The sequence below is a fragment of the Halopiger xanaduensis SH-6 genome (assembly GCF_000217715.1).
Lineage (GTDB): Archaea > Halobacteriota > Halobacteria > Halobacteriales > Natrialbaceae > Halopiger > Halopiger xanaduensis.
In genome coordinates this window covers 1,379,652-1,393,886 of sequence record NC_015666.1, presented here as the reverse complement: position 1 = coordinate 1,393,886, position 14,235 = coordinate 1,379,652, and the positions used below count along the sequence as shown (strand labels likewise).

Here is a 14,235-nt window from a genome sequence, read left to right as displayed (position 1 = left end):
CGTGGACGAAAAAGAACGAACCCGTGAGCGTGCAATCCTCGAATCGTTCCCGACCGGCTCAGTCCTCGAGGATGACGACCGCCGACTCGGTCTCGATCATCTCGCCGGCGCCGGAGTAGGTGCGCTCGTACTCGACCTCGAAGAGGTCGGCCTCGAGTTCCTCGTCGGCGACGCGGAGGACGCCCTCCTCGTCGGCGATCTCGTACTCGCCGCTCTCGATCCCCGAATCGATCTCGCCGACCTTCGAGCCGAACTTCGGCCCGAGCGTCGAGTAGTCGAGGTCGATCGAGGCGACCTCGGTCGTCACTTCGGGCTCCTCGTCGAGCACCTCGAGGGTCTGCACGTGCATCACGTTCTGGATCGCGTCCTCGAAGCCCTCGATCGGGCCGTAGACCGAGACCGACTCGAGGTCGGCGTTCAGCGGCAGCTGCTGTTCGCTCTTGTACCGCCGGAGCGCGGAGATGACCTCCATCGCAGTCTCGCCGGCCTCGAGGTCGGCGTCGTACCCCTGCGGTGCGGGCCAGTCGCGGACGTGGATGCTGTTGGTCTCGAGGTTCTCGGGGTCGTCGCTGTAGACGGCCTGCCAGATCTCCTCGGTCGCGTGGGGCAGGAACGGCGCCCACAGCTCGAGGAAGGTCCGGTGGGCCGTCCGCAGCGCGTACTGCGTCGAGGGGTTGTCCTCGCGGCCCTTGGCGATCTCGAGGTAGTCGTCGCAGAAGGTGTTCCAGAAGAACGTGCGCAGGCGGTCGCGGGCCTTCGCGAACTCGTACTCCTCGAGCTGGGCGGTGAGCTCCTCGATCGCGTCGTCGAGTTCCGCGAGCAGCCAGCGGTCGATCGGCTCGAGGGCTTCGGGCTCCTCGGGCTCGCGCGGGGCGAGCGTGTCGGTGAGCTTCGAGGCGTTCCAGAGCTTGCGCAGGAGTTTCTCGCCGGCGCGCAGATCCTTCTCCTGGTACGGGAAGTCGTCGCCGACCGCGGCGCTTGCGGCCCAGAAGCGGACCGCGTCGACGGGGTAGTCCGCGAGCACGTCGTCGGGGTCGACCACGTTGCCCTTCGACTTGGACATCTTCTCGCGGTTCTCGTCGAGCACGTGGCCGTTGATCATCGTCGCGTCGAAGGGCACCTCGCCGGTGTGCTCGTAGCACTTGACGACGGTGTGGAACAGCCAGAACGAGATGATGTCGTGGCCCTGCGGGCGCAGGTCGAACGGGTACAGCTCCGGCTTGTCCATCGTGAACTCCTCGGCCTCGGCGTCCCAGTCCCAGCCGGCGTTGATCAGCGGCGTCAGCGAGGAGGTCGCCCACGTGTCGAAGACGTCGTCCTCCGGAACGAAGTCGTCGTGACCACACTCGGGACACTCCTCAACCGGCGGCTCGTCGCTCAGCGGGTCGACCGGCAGGTCTTCGCGCGCGGCCATGATCTCGTGGTCGCAGTCCGCGCAGTACCAGACCGGGAACGGAATCCCCGAGTCGCGCTGGCGGGAGATCAGCCAGTCCCACTCGAGGCCCTCGATCCAGTGTTTGTAGCGCGTAAACATCTTCTCGGGGTACCAGTCCATCTCCCGGCCGGCCTCGAGGTACTCCTCCTTGTGGTCCAGAATTTCGACGTACCACTGCTTGGAGACGCGGAACTCGACGGGCGTCTCGCAGCGCTCGTGAACTTGGACGGTGTGGGAGATATCCCAGCGGTCGCGCAGATAGCCCTCGTCGTCCAGATCCTCGACGATGGCCTCGCGGGCCTCCTCGGTGGACATGCCCTCGTAATCGCCGGCGAGGTCGGTCATCGTCGCGGACTCGTCGATGGCGACGCGCAGCGGGAGGTCGTGGGCCTGGTACCACTCGATGTCCTTCTGGTCGCCGAAGGTACAGCACATGACGATCCCGCTGCCCTTCTCCATGTCGACGCGGTCGTCGGCGATGATCGGCACCTCGTGGCCGAAGATCGGGATGCGGGCGGTCTCGCCGACCAGATCCTGATTCTCGTCGTCGTCGGGGTGGACGAAGACGGAGACGCAGGCCGGGATCAGTTCGGGTCGCGTGGTGGAGATGACGAACTCGTCGCGCGGGGCGTCGTCGCCGACCAGTTCGAACGCGATGTCGTTGAAGTGCGAGCCGCGCTCGTCGTCCTCCATCTCGACCTGCGAGATGGCCGTCTCGCAGTCGGGACACCAGATCGCGGGGGCCTTCTTGCGGTACTCGCGGCCCTTCTCGTAGAGGTCGAGGAAGGACAGCTGGGAGATCCGCTGGACGCGGGGCTCGATCGTCTTGTAGGTGCTCGTCCAGTCGATCGAGGTCCCGAGCGACTGCATCTGGTCGGTAAACTCGGCCTCGTACTCCTGACAGACCTCGCGGCAGAGTTCCTGAAACTCCCGCCGTTCGTAGTCTTGGTGGCGGATGTCCAGTTCGCGCTCGGTCAGCCGCTCCGAGGCGATTCCGTTGTCGTCGTAGCCGAAGGGGAAGAGGACGTCGCCGTCGTTCATCCGCTGGAACCGCGCGGCGAAGTCCTGCAGCGTCGAGCCGTAGAGGTGACCCATGTGCAGACTCCCCGAGACCGTCGGCGGCGGCGTGTCGATCGCGTAGAGTGTGTTGGGGTCCCGTTCGGGGTCGCTCTCGTAGGCGTAGACCTCCTCGTCGACCCAGCGCTGCTGCCAGCGCTCTTCGACCGCTTCGGGGTCGTAGGAGCCCTCGAGGGTCGGTTCCCCCGCGTCCTCGCCGTCCTGTTCCTGCGCGTCCATGCTCATGCTCTCACCGCCCGTCCCGGGCGTCCGTTAGCGTCGGTCATCGTCGGATGGAAAGTGTACTCGTCCATTGGTGATACCGGTCGTTGCTCGGTGAATGCTGGTCGCCGACAATACATCCGTCGAAACGGGGTGGGAGATGCGGGGCTACGGGGCCCCTACGAAAACGGCGTCGCGCGGGCCGTCGAACGAATCGGCCGGAACCGCGACTGGAGCGGACATACACGAGTGTACTCGAGCCGGCCCTGTTAGCTGTTTCGCGTTCGCTCGGGGGTCCGCGGGCCGTCGTCTCCGCTCCGGCCGCGGCGTCACGCCTCGTCCTCGAGTGTGGCCTCTGAGTCGGAGTGGGCGCGGACCCACAGTTCGCCGATCCGGGAGAGACGCGTCCGGTACGATTTGCCGTGTTCCTCGCGCTCGATGTATCCCTTTCCGCCCGGCCCCAGGCGATCGACGTTGTAAATCACCTTCGAGCGGAAGCTGTCGGTGTACTCCTCGTTGAGTTCGCGCGCGAGCGATTCGGCCAGTTCGGAGACCGAATCGAACTCGCCGTCCTCGCCGAGCTTGTAGAGGATGAGTTCCTCGAAGGGCTTGACGTTCGAGAAGGAAGCGACGGGCAACTCGACGATGTGGCGGCCGTCGATCTCCTTCGCGCCGATGGTGGTCCCGCGCTCGTCGAACTCCGAGAGGAGGTTGCGGGCGCTCTCGAGGCGGTCCGCGATGCGCCCGTCCGCGATCTCGCCGTCCCCCGCTTGCTCGCGGTCGGCCTCGAGGTCCTCGAGCAGGTCGATCTGCTCGCGCAGTTCCTCGGCCAGTTCCGTCTCGAGGTACTTCTCGGGGGCGGTGTAGTAGGTGTGGATCTGCTCGCGGTCGTCCTCGCGCTCGACCATCAGCGAGTTGGCGGCGGTCGCGAAGGCGAAGCTGACCGTGCGGGGCATCGCGGCGATGTTGACCCAGACCTCGTTGCCCCGATCCAGCTCGGCGGTGATGAGGTCGTAGGCCTGCTCGAAGGCCTCGTCGTAGTCGTAGACGTCCTCCAAGACGAACCGCTCGGTGCTCGCACCCAGCAGGTTCTGGAAGTCGGTCTCGAGTTTCTCCGAGAGCCGCCGGGAGTACTCGACGTTGGCCTCGCTCCCGACGGCACCCTCCAGCAGGATGACGCGCTCGACGTCGATCTGATCGCGCACCAGCGGCGCGATCAGCCGGTCGTAGTCGAACCCGACCGGGACGATGTGGGTTTGCATACGCTCGGATTGGGTCGTCCGACTCCTAACAGTATTGATCGAGCGAGCGCGGCGCCGACGAACAACGGCTACGGTACTCGAGACGCAATCCCCTCGCATGACGAGTATCGACCCCGACCGCGAACTCGACGGCTCGAGCGCCGGCGGCCAGTTCCTCCGCACGGCGCTGGGTCTCGCAGTGCTGGAAAACGAGGCCGTCCGCCTCGAGAACGTCCGCGGCGATCGGTCGACGCCGGGCCTCCGACACCAGCACTTGGCGGTTCTCGAGACGATGGTCGAGATCTGTGACGCCAACGTTTCGGGTGCGGAATTGGGCGCTGAGACGGTTGCGTTCGATCCTGGCCTCTCGATGGACGATGGTGCTGATTCGGGCCCGAACGGCCACCCGAAACTCGAGGGCGGCGAGTACGCCGTCGACATCGGCACCGCCGGCAGCGTCACGCTGCTGTTCGAGTCCCTGCTGCCGCTCGCGACGATCCTCGAGTCCCCGCTGCGGATAACGGCGACCGGCGGGACCGACGTGAAGTGGTCCCCGCCGCTGGATTACTTCCGATACGTCAAACTCCCACTGTTGCGCCGGTACGGACTCACAGCTGCCTGCGAGGTCGACCGCCGCGGGTTCTACCCCGACGGCGGCGGCCGCGCAACCTTGCACCTCGGGCCCTCCGAACTCGAGCCGATCGAACTCGCCGAGCGCGGACCGCTCGAGGCCGTGCGAATCTACTCGACGGAATCCGAGTCGCTGGCCGACAGGGACGTGGCGTTCCGGCAGGTCGAGGGGGCGCTCGAGCGGCTCGCGGTCGACGACCTCGAACGCGGCGGCTCGGACTCGGGCAGCCGTGAGCCCGCGGAACGGCGCGAAACCACTGCGGCGAGCCCCAGTCCCGGCTCGGCGCTCGTCGTTCGCATCGATCACGGGACGGGGATCGCCGGCTTCACTGCGCTGGGCGAGCGCGGCAAACCCGCCGAGCGCGTCGGCGAAGACGCGGCCGACGCCGCGAACCGCTTCCTCGAGCGCGAGGCGACGGCGCCGGTCGACCGACACATGGCCGATCAGTTGCTCGTCTTCCTCGCCATCGCGGGCGGCCGCGTCCGCGTGCCCGAAGTGACCGATCACGTCGCGGCGAGTCGCGAGTTGCTCGAGGCGTTCGGCGTGTCGATCGATCTAGAGGAGGGAGGCGACAACGGTAGCGATTCCGGCGGCGGCCCCGCAACGGTAACCGCCGAACCGTCGATCGGCCCGACCGCGAGCCGCTGACCGGCACCCGAAACCCACGCGACGCCACGGCCCTCGAGTGACAACGACACGACTTATACCGGCCCCGTCCGTTGACCGAGCTATGACGCCGATCGATCCGCACGCCGGACGGAGGGATGTACCGTGAGCGATCTCGTCTCCTTCGGGGAGACCATGCTGCGGCTCTCCCCGCCCGACAACGAGCGCCTTGAGGATACCGACGAGTTCGAGGTCCACGTCGGCGGCGCCGAGAGCAACGTCGCGATCGCCGCCCAGCGGCTCGGCACGTCGGCGACCTGGCTCTCGAAGCTCCCCGAGAACCCGCTGGGTCGGCAGGTCGTCGGCAAGCTCCGCCAGTACGGCATCGAGACCGACGTCGCCTGGAGCCCGCAGGGGCGAGTGGGGACCTACTACATGGAACAGGCCGGCGAACCCCGGGGCACGAACGTCATCTACGACCGGCAAAACGCCGCGGTCACGACCGCAAAGACGCGGGAGTTCGACCTCGAGCCGATTCGGGACGCCAAGGTTTTCTTCACGACGGGCATCACGCCCGCGCTCTCGCCGACGCTTCGCGACACGACGATGAGCCTGCTGAAGGCGGCCAAGGAGGGCGGGACGACGACCGCCTTCGACTTCAACTACCGCGCCAAACTCTGGTCGCCCGACGAGGCGAAGGAGGTGCTGACCCAGCTGTTCCCCGGTATCGACGTGCTCGTCATCGCCGCCCGCGACGCGCAGAACGTCCTCGGCCTCGAGGGCGACCCGCGACAGATCGCCCACCAGCTGGGCTCGCAGTACGACTTCGAGACGGTCATCGTCACCCGCGGCGCGGAGGGGGCGATCGGCTGGCACGACAACGTCGTCCACGAACAGGACGTCTACGAGACGGACACCGTCTCGCCGATCGGCACCGGCGACGCCTTCACGGGAACGTTCGTCGCACGGCGACTCGACGGCGACGACGTGCCGACGGCGCTCGAGTACTCGGCGGCGGCGGCCGCGCTCAAGCGGACGATTCCGGGCGACGTCGCGCTCATCACCGAGGAGGAGGTCGAGACGGTCGTCAAAGAGGGCGCGAAGGCGATTTCGCGGTAGCGATTCGCTGCGCTCGTGTCGTTAGAATAACCCGAATTGGCCGTCATATGTGGGGTGAACCCGTCATTTGGACGGATTTGCCACAAGCCGTTTTACGTCCCTCTCGCATTCTCCGGACGCAATGAATACGAACCGTGGAGCCGCACTGCTCGTTGTACTGCTCGTGGCCGCGAGTTCGATCGGACTGGCCGCGGGCGTCGGTGCAGCGGGCGCAGCGACGACCCAAAGCGGAGACGGAGAATCGAGTACGAGCGCCGAGAGTGAGGCGTACGCGGGGACGCAGGTCGACTTCGCGGTCGACGGTGACGCCATCACCAATTACACGGTCGACGGCGAGGAGGCGTTCACCTCGGTGTCGGTCCAGTCCCAGAGCGACGCCGGTGCAGACGCCGGCCTCGGCGCCGACGTCTCCCTCGAGACGATGACGGACCTGAACGGCGCGGGGCTGTCGCTGGCCGCGCAGACGGAGACGAACGCTCAGGTGCAGGCCGAGAGCGGCGCGACGCTGTCGGCCCACGACAACCGGCGCGGCTCGCTGGTCGTCCGCAGCGGCGGCGAGAGTCAGTACGTTCAGGCCGAACTCGGCGCCGACGCGCGGGCCGAACAGGACGGCGACACGGTCCGCGTCGAGACCGGCAGTCAAGATGGCGTCTTCCTCGTCGTCGGCGACGGTAACGTGACCGTCAACGAGGAGGGCAACGTCACCGCCGAACTCGGGAGCGACGCGGCCCTGACCTTCCGCTCGTACGAGGACGGCGAGCGCGACGAGGACGCCGAGTACGAGGAGTCGCTGATCGCCGACGGCAAAGCGGCCGCCGAGGTCCACGTCGAGGACCGCGACGGCGAGACCGCGACGAGCGCGGTCGCCTACGGCGAGGATATCAGCGCCAACGTCAGTCAGGCCGCCGAGAGCCAGGTCGAGATGACGGTCGAGCGCGCCCACAGCGAAGGGACGGTCGTCGTCACGACCGTCTCCGAGGAAGCCGTCGGCTCGCTCGAGGACATCGACGTAACCGTCGACGGCGAGGCGGCCGTCGAAGCCTCCTCGAAGAGCGAACTCGAGGCGGCGACGCAGAACGCGGACAGTTCGAAGTACATGGTCGCCCAGCAGGCCGAAGCGAACGGCGAGGCGACAGTCTACATCGCCTTCAACCACTTCTCCGAGCGAACGGCGACGATCGACGGCTCGGATGACGGCGGGTCGACCGACGGGTCGAGCGATGGCGACTCGACTGACGACGGTTCGAACACGACCGACGAGACCGACGGCGAGACCAGTTCGGACGACGAAACCGGCGACGACGGAAGCGACGAAACGACCGACGGCGAGACGACCGAAAGCGAAAGCGACGACGGCGGCTCCGGCGGCGACAGCCTCCCCGGCTTCGGCGTCGGCGTCGCGACGATCGCGCTGTCGATCGCCGGATTACTCGCACGATTCTGGGACTGATCGCTCGAGTACGCCCTGAGCGCGAGTCCCGAGACGCGCAATCGTCCCCGACGGTTTCTCCTTCTTCCCCGCGAGTTGTCCGCCGCCCCGTTCTCGGGCACTGGGACGCCGGACGAACGCATTTTTGCGTCGCTCTCGTAGCGGGCGTATGGTCCACGTAGCCATCGTCGGCGCCTACGGGAGCGCCGGCGTCGCCGTCGCCGACGAACTCCTCGAGCGGGCCGACGAACTCGAGTCCGAAGACGCGACCGACGGCCTCGAACTCACCCTGATCGACGACGGCGAACCGGGCGGGGGCCTCTGCATTCTGCGCGGCTGCATGCCCTCGAAGGACGTCCTCTCAGCCGGCCAGCACCGCTATCAGGCGCGCCACGACGACCGCCTCCAGGGCGTTCCCGAGGTCGATCCCGAGGCCGTCGTCGCACGGAAGGACGAGCACGTCTCGAGTTTCGCCGCGCACCGCCGAAGTCACGTCCACGACCTCGCCGAGCGCGAGGGCGTCGAGTTCGTCCACGACACCGCGCGGTTCGTCGACGAGCGCGTGCTCGAACTCGAGGAGCGCGGTCGCCGGATCGAACCCGACTACGTCGTCATCGCGACGGGATCGGTGGTCAACGTCCCCGCCGAACTGCCGGGGATCGACGACGTATCCTTTCAGACCAGTGCGGACGTCCTCGACGCGACCGAGTTCCCCGACTCGGCGATCGTGATGGGCCACGGCTACGTCAGCCTCGAGCTCGGCCCCTACCTGAGCGAGGTCGGCGGCGTCGATCTTACGGTGATCGAGCACGACCGGCGCCCCCTCGAGGACGTGCCGGACGCCTACGGCGACGCGCTGCTCGAACTCTACCGCGACCACTTCGATATCGAGGTGCTGACCGAGACGGACGAAAAGCGCGTCGAGCCGACCGACGACGGCGGCGTCCGGATGGTCGTCGAACAGCAGGACGGCGAACCGCGGACCGTCGAGGCCGACGAACTCTACTGTTTCACCGGTCGCCGTCCCAACCTCGAGGGGCTGGGACTCGAGCACACCCGCCTCGAGCCGGGCGAGGGCTGGGTCACGTCGACGATGCAGGCGGCCGACGACGAGCGCGTGTTCGTCGTCGGCGACGCTAACGGGCGCGAGCCGATCCTCCACGTCGCCAAGGAGCAGGGCTTCGCGGCCGGCGAGAACATCGTCCACCACGCCCGCGGCGAGGAGTGCGAACCGTACGCCAACGTCCCCCACCACGTGATCTTCTCGGGGCTGGGCGTCTACCCGTTCGTCCGCATCGGACACACGCCGGCGACGGCCGCCGATTCGGGGATGGACGCGTTCGTCGTCACCCGCGAGGCGTCTTCGGACGGCGTCTTCAAGAGCAAAAATCACCCCGAGGGGCGCGCGACGCTGGTCGTCAGCGCCGAAACCGGCGCCGTGCTGGGCTATCAGGGGCTGCACCTCCACGGCGACGTGATGGCCAAGACGATGCAGGTCGCCGTCGAGATGGGGCTTGACGTCCGCGACCTTCCCAAGCGGGCGTACCACCCGACGACGCCCGAGATTCTGGACGGGTTGTTCCGGGAGGCCTGCGCCGAACTCGAGGATCGCCAGCAGTGCGTCGGTGACACCGACGGCCGCGATCCGTCGCTGTAGCGCCGGGCGGTCGAGATCGTTCGCTCCGGGGCGTAACCTCCCCGTCGGTGGAATACTATCATACAGCGTGCAGAAACAACCACGCGGTGCTGTATTACACCGGGAAACGTATCAGAGGCCGTTGAAACACTCACTCTCCGGCCGCGGGCTTTTTGTCGGTGCGGTGGTATACCCGTCCGTGACTGGAGCGGTCCGACGGGCGACCACCGACGACGCGTGGGCCATCCACGAAACGGCGCGGGCGAGCTGGCACGCCGCCTACGACGACATCCTCGGGCCCGGGACGGTCGACGAGGTCGTCGACGAGTGGTACGCGCTCGGCGACCTCGAGTCCTCGATCGCCGACGTGATCGGGCGCGAGGACGCCGAATTTCTCGTCGTCGAACCGGACGACTCCGGCGGTGGCCCCGAGGAGTGTCGCGGCTTCGCCCACGCCGTTCCGTGGCCAGAAGACCCTGCGGTCGCGTACGTAGCCCGGTTCTACGTCAGCCCTGACGCGTGGGGCGAGGGCGTCGGCACGACGCTGCTCGAGCGCCTCGAGGCGCTATTGGCGGACTCGTTCGACCGCGTGCGGCTGGCGGTGCTCGCGGATAACGACGTCGGAATTTCCTTCGCCGAATCGTCGGGTTTCGAACGGGTCGCAGTGCGGGAGACGGGGCTGGGTAACGGACTCGAGGAGTGCGTCTACGAGAAAGGGATCTGAGCGACTCACCGGTCCGCGTTCGCAACCCGCGCAAGAAATTTTGTCGGTCCGGGTACAGGACAGCACCATGGACTGGACCATCCGTCGGGCGACGACGGACGCGGCACCGGCCGTCCGCGAAATCGCCCGCGAGAGTTGGCACGCCGCCTACGACGACATCCTCGGCCCCGACACGGTCGCCGACGTTACCGACGACTGGTACGCGATCGAGGAACTCGAGGTATCGATTCGGAAGTCGAGGGAGACAGACGATGAGGAGTTCTTGCTCGCGGTTCCCGCCCGCGCGGACGAAGCGTCCGACGCTGACCCTGACCCTAACCCTGACGCCACCGCCAGTTCCGATGCCGGCGTCAGTGCCGAAATCGAGGGCTTCGCCCACGCCGGGCTCCACCCCGACGACCCCACCGCTGCCTACCTCGTTCGGCTGTACGTCCGACCGGGCACGTGGGGCGAGGGCACCGGAACGGCGCTGCTCGAGCGGATCGAAGCGACGTTCGAGCCGACGTGCGACCGACTTCGACTGACGGTCCTGGCGGACAACGAGATCGGCGTTTCGTTCTACGAGTCGGCGGGATTCGAGCGCGTCCAGACGCGACAGTCCGATCTGGGAGACGGGATCGACGAGTGCATCTACGAAAAAGCGTTGTGAGACGAAGCGCGTCGCGTGACACCGACCGCAGTTACAGCGTCTTCTCCGCCTCGTCGTCGTCCACCACTTCGATCCCGCGGTTGTTGACCGCCATCGGATCGAGGCCGACCTCCTGCAGGAAGTTCTTGTACTCGCGTTCGCACTGCTCGGCGTCTTTCTGCTTGTCGCTGGCGCGGTCGCAGAGTTCGATCAGGTTCTCGGGGACGTCGTTCTGGTAGACGATCCAGTGGTTGATCAGGTCCGAGAGCCGGCGGATCGGGCTGGTGAAGTGGCCGTAAATCTCGAAGTTCAACGCGTGGTGGCCGCCGAACGGGTCGTTCATGTACTTCGCGCGCGGCATCACCTTCATCACCGCCCACTGGATCTTGTCCAGTTGGCGACCGGGCGCCTCCTCGAGCGTCGCGTTGACGGCCTTCCGGGGGTCGTCCCACGTGCTGCCAGGAATGGAGACGCCGTCTAAGTCCTGAATCTCCTGGAGCGCCTCGGACCACTCGTCCGGACTCGGCTGCGGGTGGACGCGGTACATCGCCTCGACGCCGCGAGACCACATGAGTTCGTGCGTGACGGCCTTGTTGGCCTTCAGCATGCACTCCTCGATGATGGTGTGGGCGCGGTCCCGAGAGGGGTTCAGGACGAGCGAGCCGTCCTCCTTGCGCTGCTCGTGCATCCGATTCGCGACCTCGTAGACCAGTTTGTTCTCCTCGTGGAGGTCAGCGTCGGGATCCTCGAGGCGGTTCTCGGCCTGCGAGTAGGTGAGCCGCTCGTCGGACCGGATGACGGATTTGTAGATCTCGATGGTCTCGTAGCCGAGGTTCTCCTTGTCGAGGTGCATCTCGACGGTGTGGGCCAGCCGGTCCTCGTTGGGGACCAGCGAGCAGACGGTCTCCGCGAGGACGGGCGGCAGCATGTGGATGGTGTAGCCCGGCAGGTAGACCGTGTTCCCGCGCTCGACGGCCTCGTCCCACATCGCCGTGTCGGGGTTGACGTAATGGGTCACGTCGGCGATGTGCACCCAGAGGACGTACTCGTCGTCGCGTTCCTCGATCGAGAGGGCGTCGTCGAAGTCCTGCGCGTCGATGGGGTCGGTCGTCCACGTCGTCAGATCGCGGAGGTCCTTGCGCTCGTCGACCTCCTCCTGGATCTCATTCTGGACGTCTTCGGTTCGGGCTTCGGCCTCCTCGAGGACTTCGGGCGGGAACTCGTCGCGAATCTCGAACTTCTCGAAGAGTTCCTCGCGCTTGTTCTCGAGGTGGCGCGCGAGGTCCTCGGAGACTTCGACGGGGCCCTGGCCTTCGGCCGTGCCGGCCTCGGCCTGTGCGTCGTTACTCATAGGGAGGGGTACGGACGTGAAGGTCAAAGTCGTGTCGGGACAGCGAAACCGATTCGGACCTGTTGATAGGAAAACCTATTACTAACACAACACGATTTCGAACGATGTCCGCAATCGCCCTCCGCGGCGTCGCGAAGCGCTACGGCGACGTCGCAGCCCTCCGCGGTATCGACCTCGAGATCGAACGCGGCGAGGTGTTCGGCTTCCTCGGGCCCAACGGCGCGGGGAAGTCGACGACCATCAACGTTCTGCTGCACTACGCGCACCCCTCCGCCGGCACCGTCGAGGTGCTCGGCCGCGACGTCACCGCCGACCCCGTCGCCGTCCGCCAGCGCGTCGGCATCCTTCCCGAGGGGTTCGCCCCCTTCGAGACGATGACCGGCCGGCAGCACCTCGAGTACGCGATCGAAGCCAACGGCGCCGACGACGACCCCGACGCGCTGCTCGAGCGGGTCGGCCTCGAGGGCGTCGGCGATCGGCTCGCGAGCGACTACTCGAAGGGGATGGCCCAGCGGCTCGCGCTCGCGATGGCCCTCGTCGGCGAGCCCGATCTGCTGATCCTCGACGAGCCCTCCACCGGCCTCGATCCCCACGGTGTACGCCGAATGCGCGAGATCGTCGCCGCGGAGCGCGACCGCGGCGCGGCCGTCTTCTTCTCGAGTCACATCCTGGAGCAGGTCGAGGCGGTCGCCGACCGCGTCGGCATCCTCCGGGCCGGCGAACTCGTCGCCGTCGATACGATCGACGGGCTGCGCGCGGCGGCCGACGCCGACGCGGAACTGACGGTCGAACTGGCCTACGACCCCGGGGCGGTCGCGCCCGCCCTCGACGACCTCGAGGGCGTCTCCTCGGTCGTCGCGCGCGACGGGAATCTCGTCGTCGCCTGCGCCCGAGACGCGAAGCTGACCGTCTTAGACGAGATTCGGGCTGCCGGCGGGACGATCCGCGATTTCACTACTGGGGAGGCGTCGCTCGAGGATCTGTTCGTTTCCTACACGGGGGGATCCCGATGACCCGCGGGTGGCGATTGATCGCGCGCAAGGAGGTCGGCGACGCGATCCGCAACCGGCAGCTGTACACGAACGCCGCGCTGTTCGCGCTCGTCTTCGCCCTGATCGCCTACCTGCACGTCGATCAGGCGCGGGCCGGCTACGCGGAGCCCGAGAACCTCGTCGGGCTGCTCAGCGGCGTGAGCATCGTCCTCGTGCCGGCGGTCGCGCTCATGCTGTCCTACGCGGCGATCGTCAAGCGCCGCGAGGACGGCCAGCTCGCGCTGTTGCTCGGCCTGCCCCACGACCGGCGCGACGTCGTCGTCGGCACCTATCTCGGGCGGTACGCCGTGCTCGCCGCCTCGCTCGTCGTCGGCGTCCTCGCTGCCGCGGTCGTCACGCTCGCCTTTTCGGTCGAACTGGCCGCCGTCGAACTGGGCGGCTACCTCGTCGCGGCCGCCGTCCTCGGGCTCGCCTACGTCGCGATCGCGACCTGCCTCTCGACGCTGACGCGGGACCAGACGTGGGCCTCGATCGGCGCGTTCGTCGTCTTCATGCTGTTCGTCTTCGCCTGGCGGTTCGTCCCCGACGCGGCCGTCTTCCTCGTCAACGGCCTCGAGATGCCGAGCCAACGGCCGTGGTGGCACCCCTACGTCGGCGCGCTCTCGCCGAGCGTCGCGTACGAACGGGCGCTCGATCTCGTCCTCGGGGGGAGCGGCGACCGCACGCTGTCGGCGTTCGGCGCCCTCGTCCTCCTCGGGTGGGCCGTCCTCGCGCCCGCTGCGGGTTACGTGCGGTTCAAAACGAGCGATCTCTAGACGGTCGCGAGCGTCACCGCTCCTCGCGTCGTTCCTCGGGCGGCTCCTCGAGCGGCCCGTACCGTTCCTCGACCGCGGCGAGATACCGCGCGAGAAACGCCGTTTGGTCGCGCTCGCCGGCCTCGAGATCGACCAGCAGGTCCTCGAGTTCGTTCCGCGGGTGGTGACAGAGCTCCCGGTCGCAGGACTTGCAGAGGTACTCGAACTCCTTGTCCTCGCGGTCCCAGCGGTTGCCGTACTTGTCGTACTCCCGGGCCATCGACCGGGTGACCTCGTCGCCGCAGGCGAGGCACGTGACCGTCGTCGTTCGGTTCCGAGAGGACCAGGGCCACATGGTCGCACTATCGCCG

Annotated in this window: 12 protein-coding genes; 8 read left to right on the top strand and 4 right to left on the bottom strand. The window is 67.3% G+C overall.

Annotated elements, in window-relative coordinates:
• Positions 1 to 58: 58 nt before the first annotated feature.
• Positions 59 to 2,731, bottom strand: a complete 2,673-nt coding sequence (locus tag HALXA_RS06845) for a valine--tRNA ligase (protein WP_085940340.1) — start codon at positions 2,729 to 2,731, stop codon at positions 59 to 61.
• 311 nt (positions 2,732 to 3,042) lie between these two features.
• The gene (locus HALXA_RS06840; protein ID WP_013879584.1) at positions 3,043 to 3,975 is read right to left on the bottom strand and encodes an HFX_2341 family transcriptional regulator; all 933 of its coding nucleotides are present in this window, start codon (positions 3,973 to 3,975) and stop codon (positions 3,043 to 3,045) included.
• Between the two features lie 97 nt (positions 3,976 to 4,072).
• Between HALXA_RS06840 and rtcA the strand changes: the two genes are divergently transcribed.
• The 6 genes from rtcA (at position 4,073) to HALXA_RS06810 (ending at position 10,748) form a co-directional block, all read left to right on the top strand.
• Positions 4,073 to 5,233, top strand: coding sequence for an RNA 3'-terminal phosphate cyclase (gene rtcA / locus HALXA_RS06835; RefSeq protein WP_013879583.1), 1,161 nt, complete (start codon positions 4,073 to 4,075; stop codon positions 5,231 to 5,233).
• A 123-nt stretch (positions 5,234 to 5,356) separates the two neighbouring features.
• Positions 5,357 to 6,310 (top strand): bifunctional 2-dehydro-3-deoxygluconokinase/2-dehydro-3-deoxygalactonokinase, encoded by a 954-nt coding sequence (kdgK1, locus tag HALXA_RS06830; RefSeq protein ID WP_013879582.1) that lies wholly within the window; start codon positions 5,357 to 5,359, stop codon positions 6,308 to 6,310.
• 121 nt (positions 6,311 to 6,431) lie between these two features.
• Positions 6,432 to 7,760, top strand: a complete 1,329-nt coding sequence (locus tag HALXA_RS06825; protein WP_013879581.1) for a hypothetical protein — start codon at positions 6,432 to 6,434, stop codon at positions 7,758 to 7,760.
• A gap of 148 nt (positions 7,761 to 7,908) precedes the next feature.
• A complete protein-coding gene (locus tag HALXA_RS06820; protein WP_013879580.1) occupies positions 7,909 to 9,396 on the top strand; it encodes a dihydrolipoyl dehydrogenase family protein in 1,488 nt (495 codons plus the stop codon).
• A gap of 178 nt (positions 9,397 to 9,574) precedes the next feature.
• Positions 9,575 to 10,099 carry a GNAT family N-acetyltransferase gene (locus tag HALXA_RS06815; RefSeq protein WP_013879579.1) on the top strand — a complete coding sequence of 175 codons (525 nt, stop codon included), beginning with the start codon at positions 9,575 to 9,577 and terminating at the stop codon, positions 10,097 to 10,099.
• Between the two features lie 67 nt (positions 10,100 to 10,166).
• Positions 10,167 to 10,748, top strand: coding sequence for a GNAT family N-acetyltransferase (locus HALXA_RS06810; protein ID WP_013879578.1), 582 nt, complete (start codon positions 10,167 to 10,169; stop codon positions 10,746 to 10,748).
• Positions 10,749 to 10,779: 31 nt separating this feature from the next.
• Here HALXA_RS06810 and HALXA_RS06805 read toward each other — a convergent pair whose 3' ends face one another.
• Positions 10,780 to 12,078, bottom strand: coding sequence for an RNB domain-containing ribonuclease (locus HALXA_RS06805; RefSeq protein WP_013879577.1), 1,299 nt, complete (start codon positions 12,076 to 12,078; stop codon positions 10,780 to 10,782).
• A gap of 104 nt (positions 12,079 to 12,182) precedes the next feature.
• Here HALXA_RS06805 and HALXA_RS06800 point away from each other — a divergent pair, with 104 nt between their 5' ends.
• Positions 12,183 to 13,091: an ABC transporter ATP-binding protein gene (locus HALXA_RS06800; protein ID WP_013879576.1), complete on the top strand. Its 909-nt coding sequence runs from the start codon at positions 12,183 to 12,185 to the stop codon at positions 13,089 to 13,091.
• Positions 13,088 to 13,885 carry an ABC transporter permease subunit gene (locus HALXA_RS06795; protein WP_013879575.1) on the top strand — a complete coding sequence of 266 codons (798 nt, stop codon included), beginning with the start codon at positions 13,088 to 13,090 and terminating at the stop codon, positions 13,883 to 13,885. The genes HALXA_RS06800 and HALXA_RS06795 overlap by 4 nt, the downstream gene beginning before the upstream one ends.
• Positions 13,886 to 13,898: 13 nt before the next feature.
• Here HALXA_RS06795 and HALXA_RS06790 read toward each other — a convergent pair whose 3' ends face one another.
• Positions 13,899 to 14,219: a DUF7562 family protein gene (locus tag HALXA_RS06790; RefSeq protein WP_013879574.1), complete on the bottom strand. Its 321-nt coding sequence runs from the start codon at positions 14,217 to 14,219 to the stop codon at positions 13,899 to 13,901.
• Positions 14,220 to 14,235: the final 16 nt, after the last annotated feature.

What these genes read in the sequence shown, in the direction of transcription:
- HALXA_RS06845 (WP_085940340.1), bottom strand. Translation starts at nt 2,731, where the DNA reads ATGGACGCGCAGGAACAGGACGGCGAGGACGCGGGGGAACCGACCCTC.
- HALXA_RS06840 (WP_013879584.1), bottom strand. Translation starts at nt 3,975, where the DNA reads ATGCAAACCCACATCGTCCCGGTCGGGTTCGACTACGACCGGCTGATC.
- rtcA (WP_013879583.1), top strand. Translation starts at nt 4,073, where the DNA reads ATGACGAGTATCGACCCCGACCGCGAACTCGACGGCTCGAGCGCCGGC.
- HALXA_RS06825 (WP_013879581.1), top strand. Translation starts at nt 6,432, where the DNA reads ATGAATACGAACCGTGGAGCCGCACTGCTCGTTGTACTGCTCGTGGCC.
- HALXA_RS06820 (WP_013879580.1), top strand. Translation starts at nt 7,909, where the DNA reads ATGGTCCACGTAGCCATCGTCGGCGCCTACGGGAGCGCCGGCGTCGCC.
- HALXA_RS06810 (WP_013879578.1), top strand. Translation starts at nt 10,167, where the DNA reads ATGGACTGGACCATCCGTCGGGCGACGACGGACGCGGCACCGGCCGTC.
- HALXA_RS06805 (WP_013879577.1), bottom strand. Translation starts at nt 12,078, where the DNA reads ATGAGTAACGACGCACAGGCCGAGGCCGGCACGGCCGAAGGCCAGGGC.
- HALXA_RS06800 (WP_013879576.1), top strand. Translation starts at nt 12,183, where the DNA reads ATGTCCGCAATCGCCCTCCGCGGCGTCGCGAAGCGCTACGGCGACGTC.
- HALXA_RS06795 (WP_013879575.1), top strand. Translation starts at nt 13,088, where the DNA reads ATGACCCGCGGGTGGCGATTGATCGCGCGCAAGGAGGTCGGCGACGCG.
- HALXA_RS06790 (WP_013879574.1), bottom strand. Translation starts at nt 14,219, where the DNA reads ATGTGGCCCTGGTCCTCTCGGAACCGAACGACGACGGTCACGTGCCTC.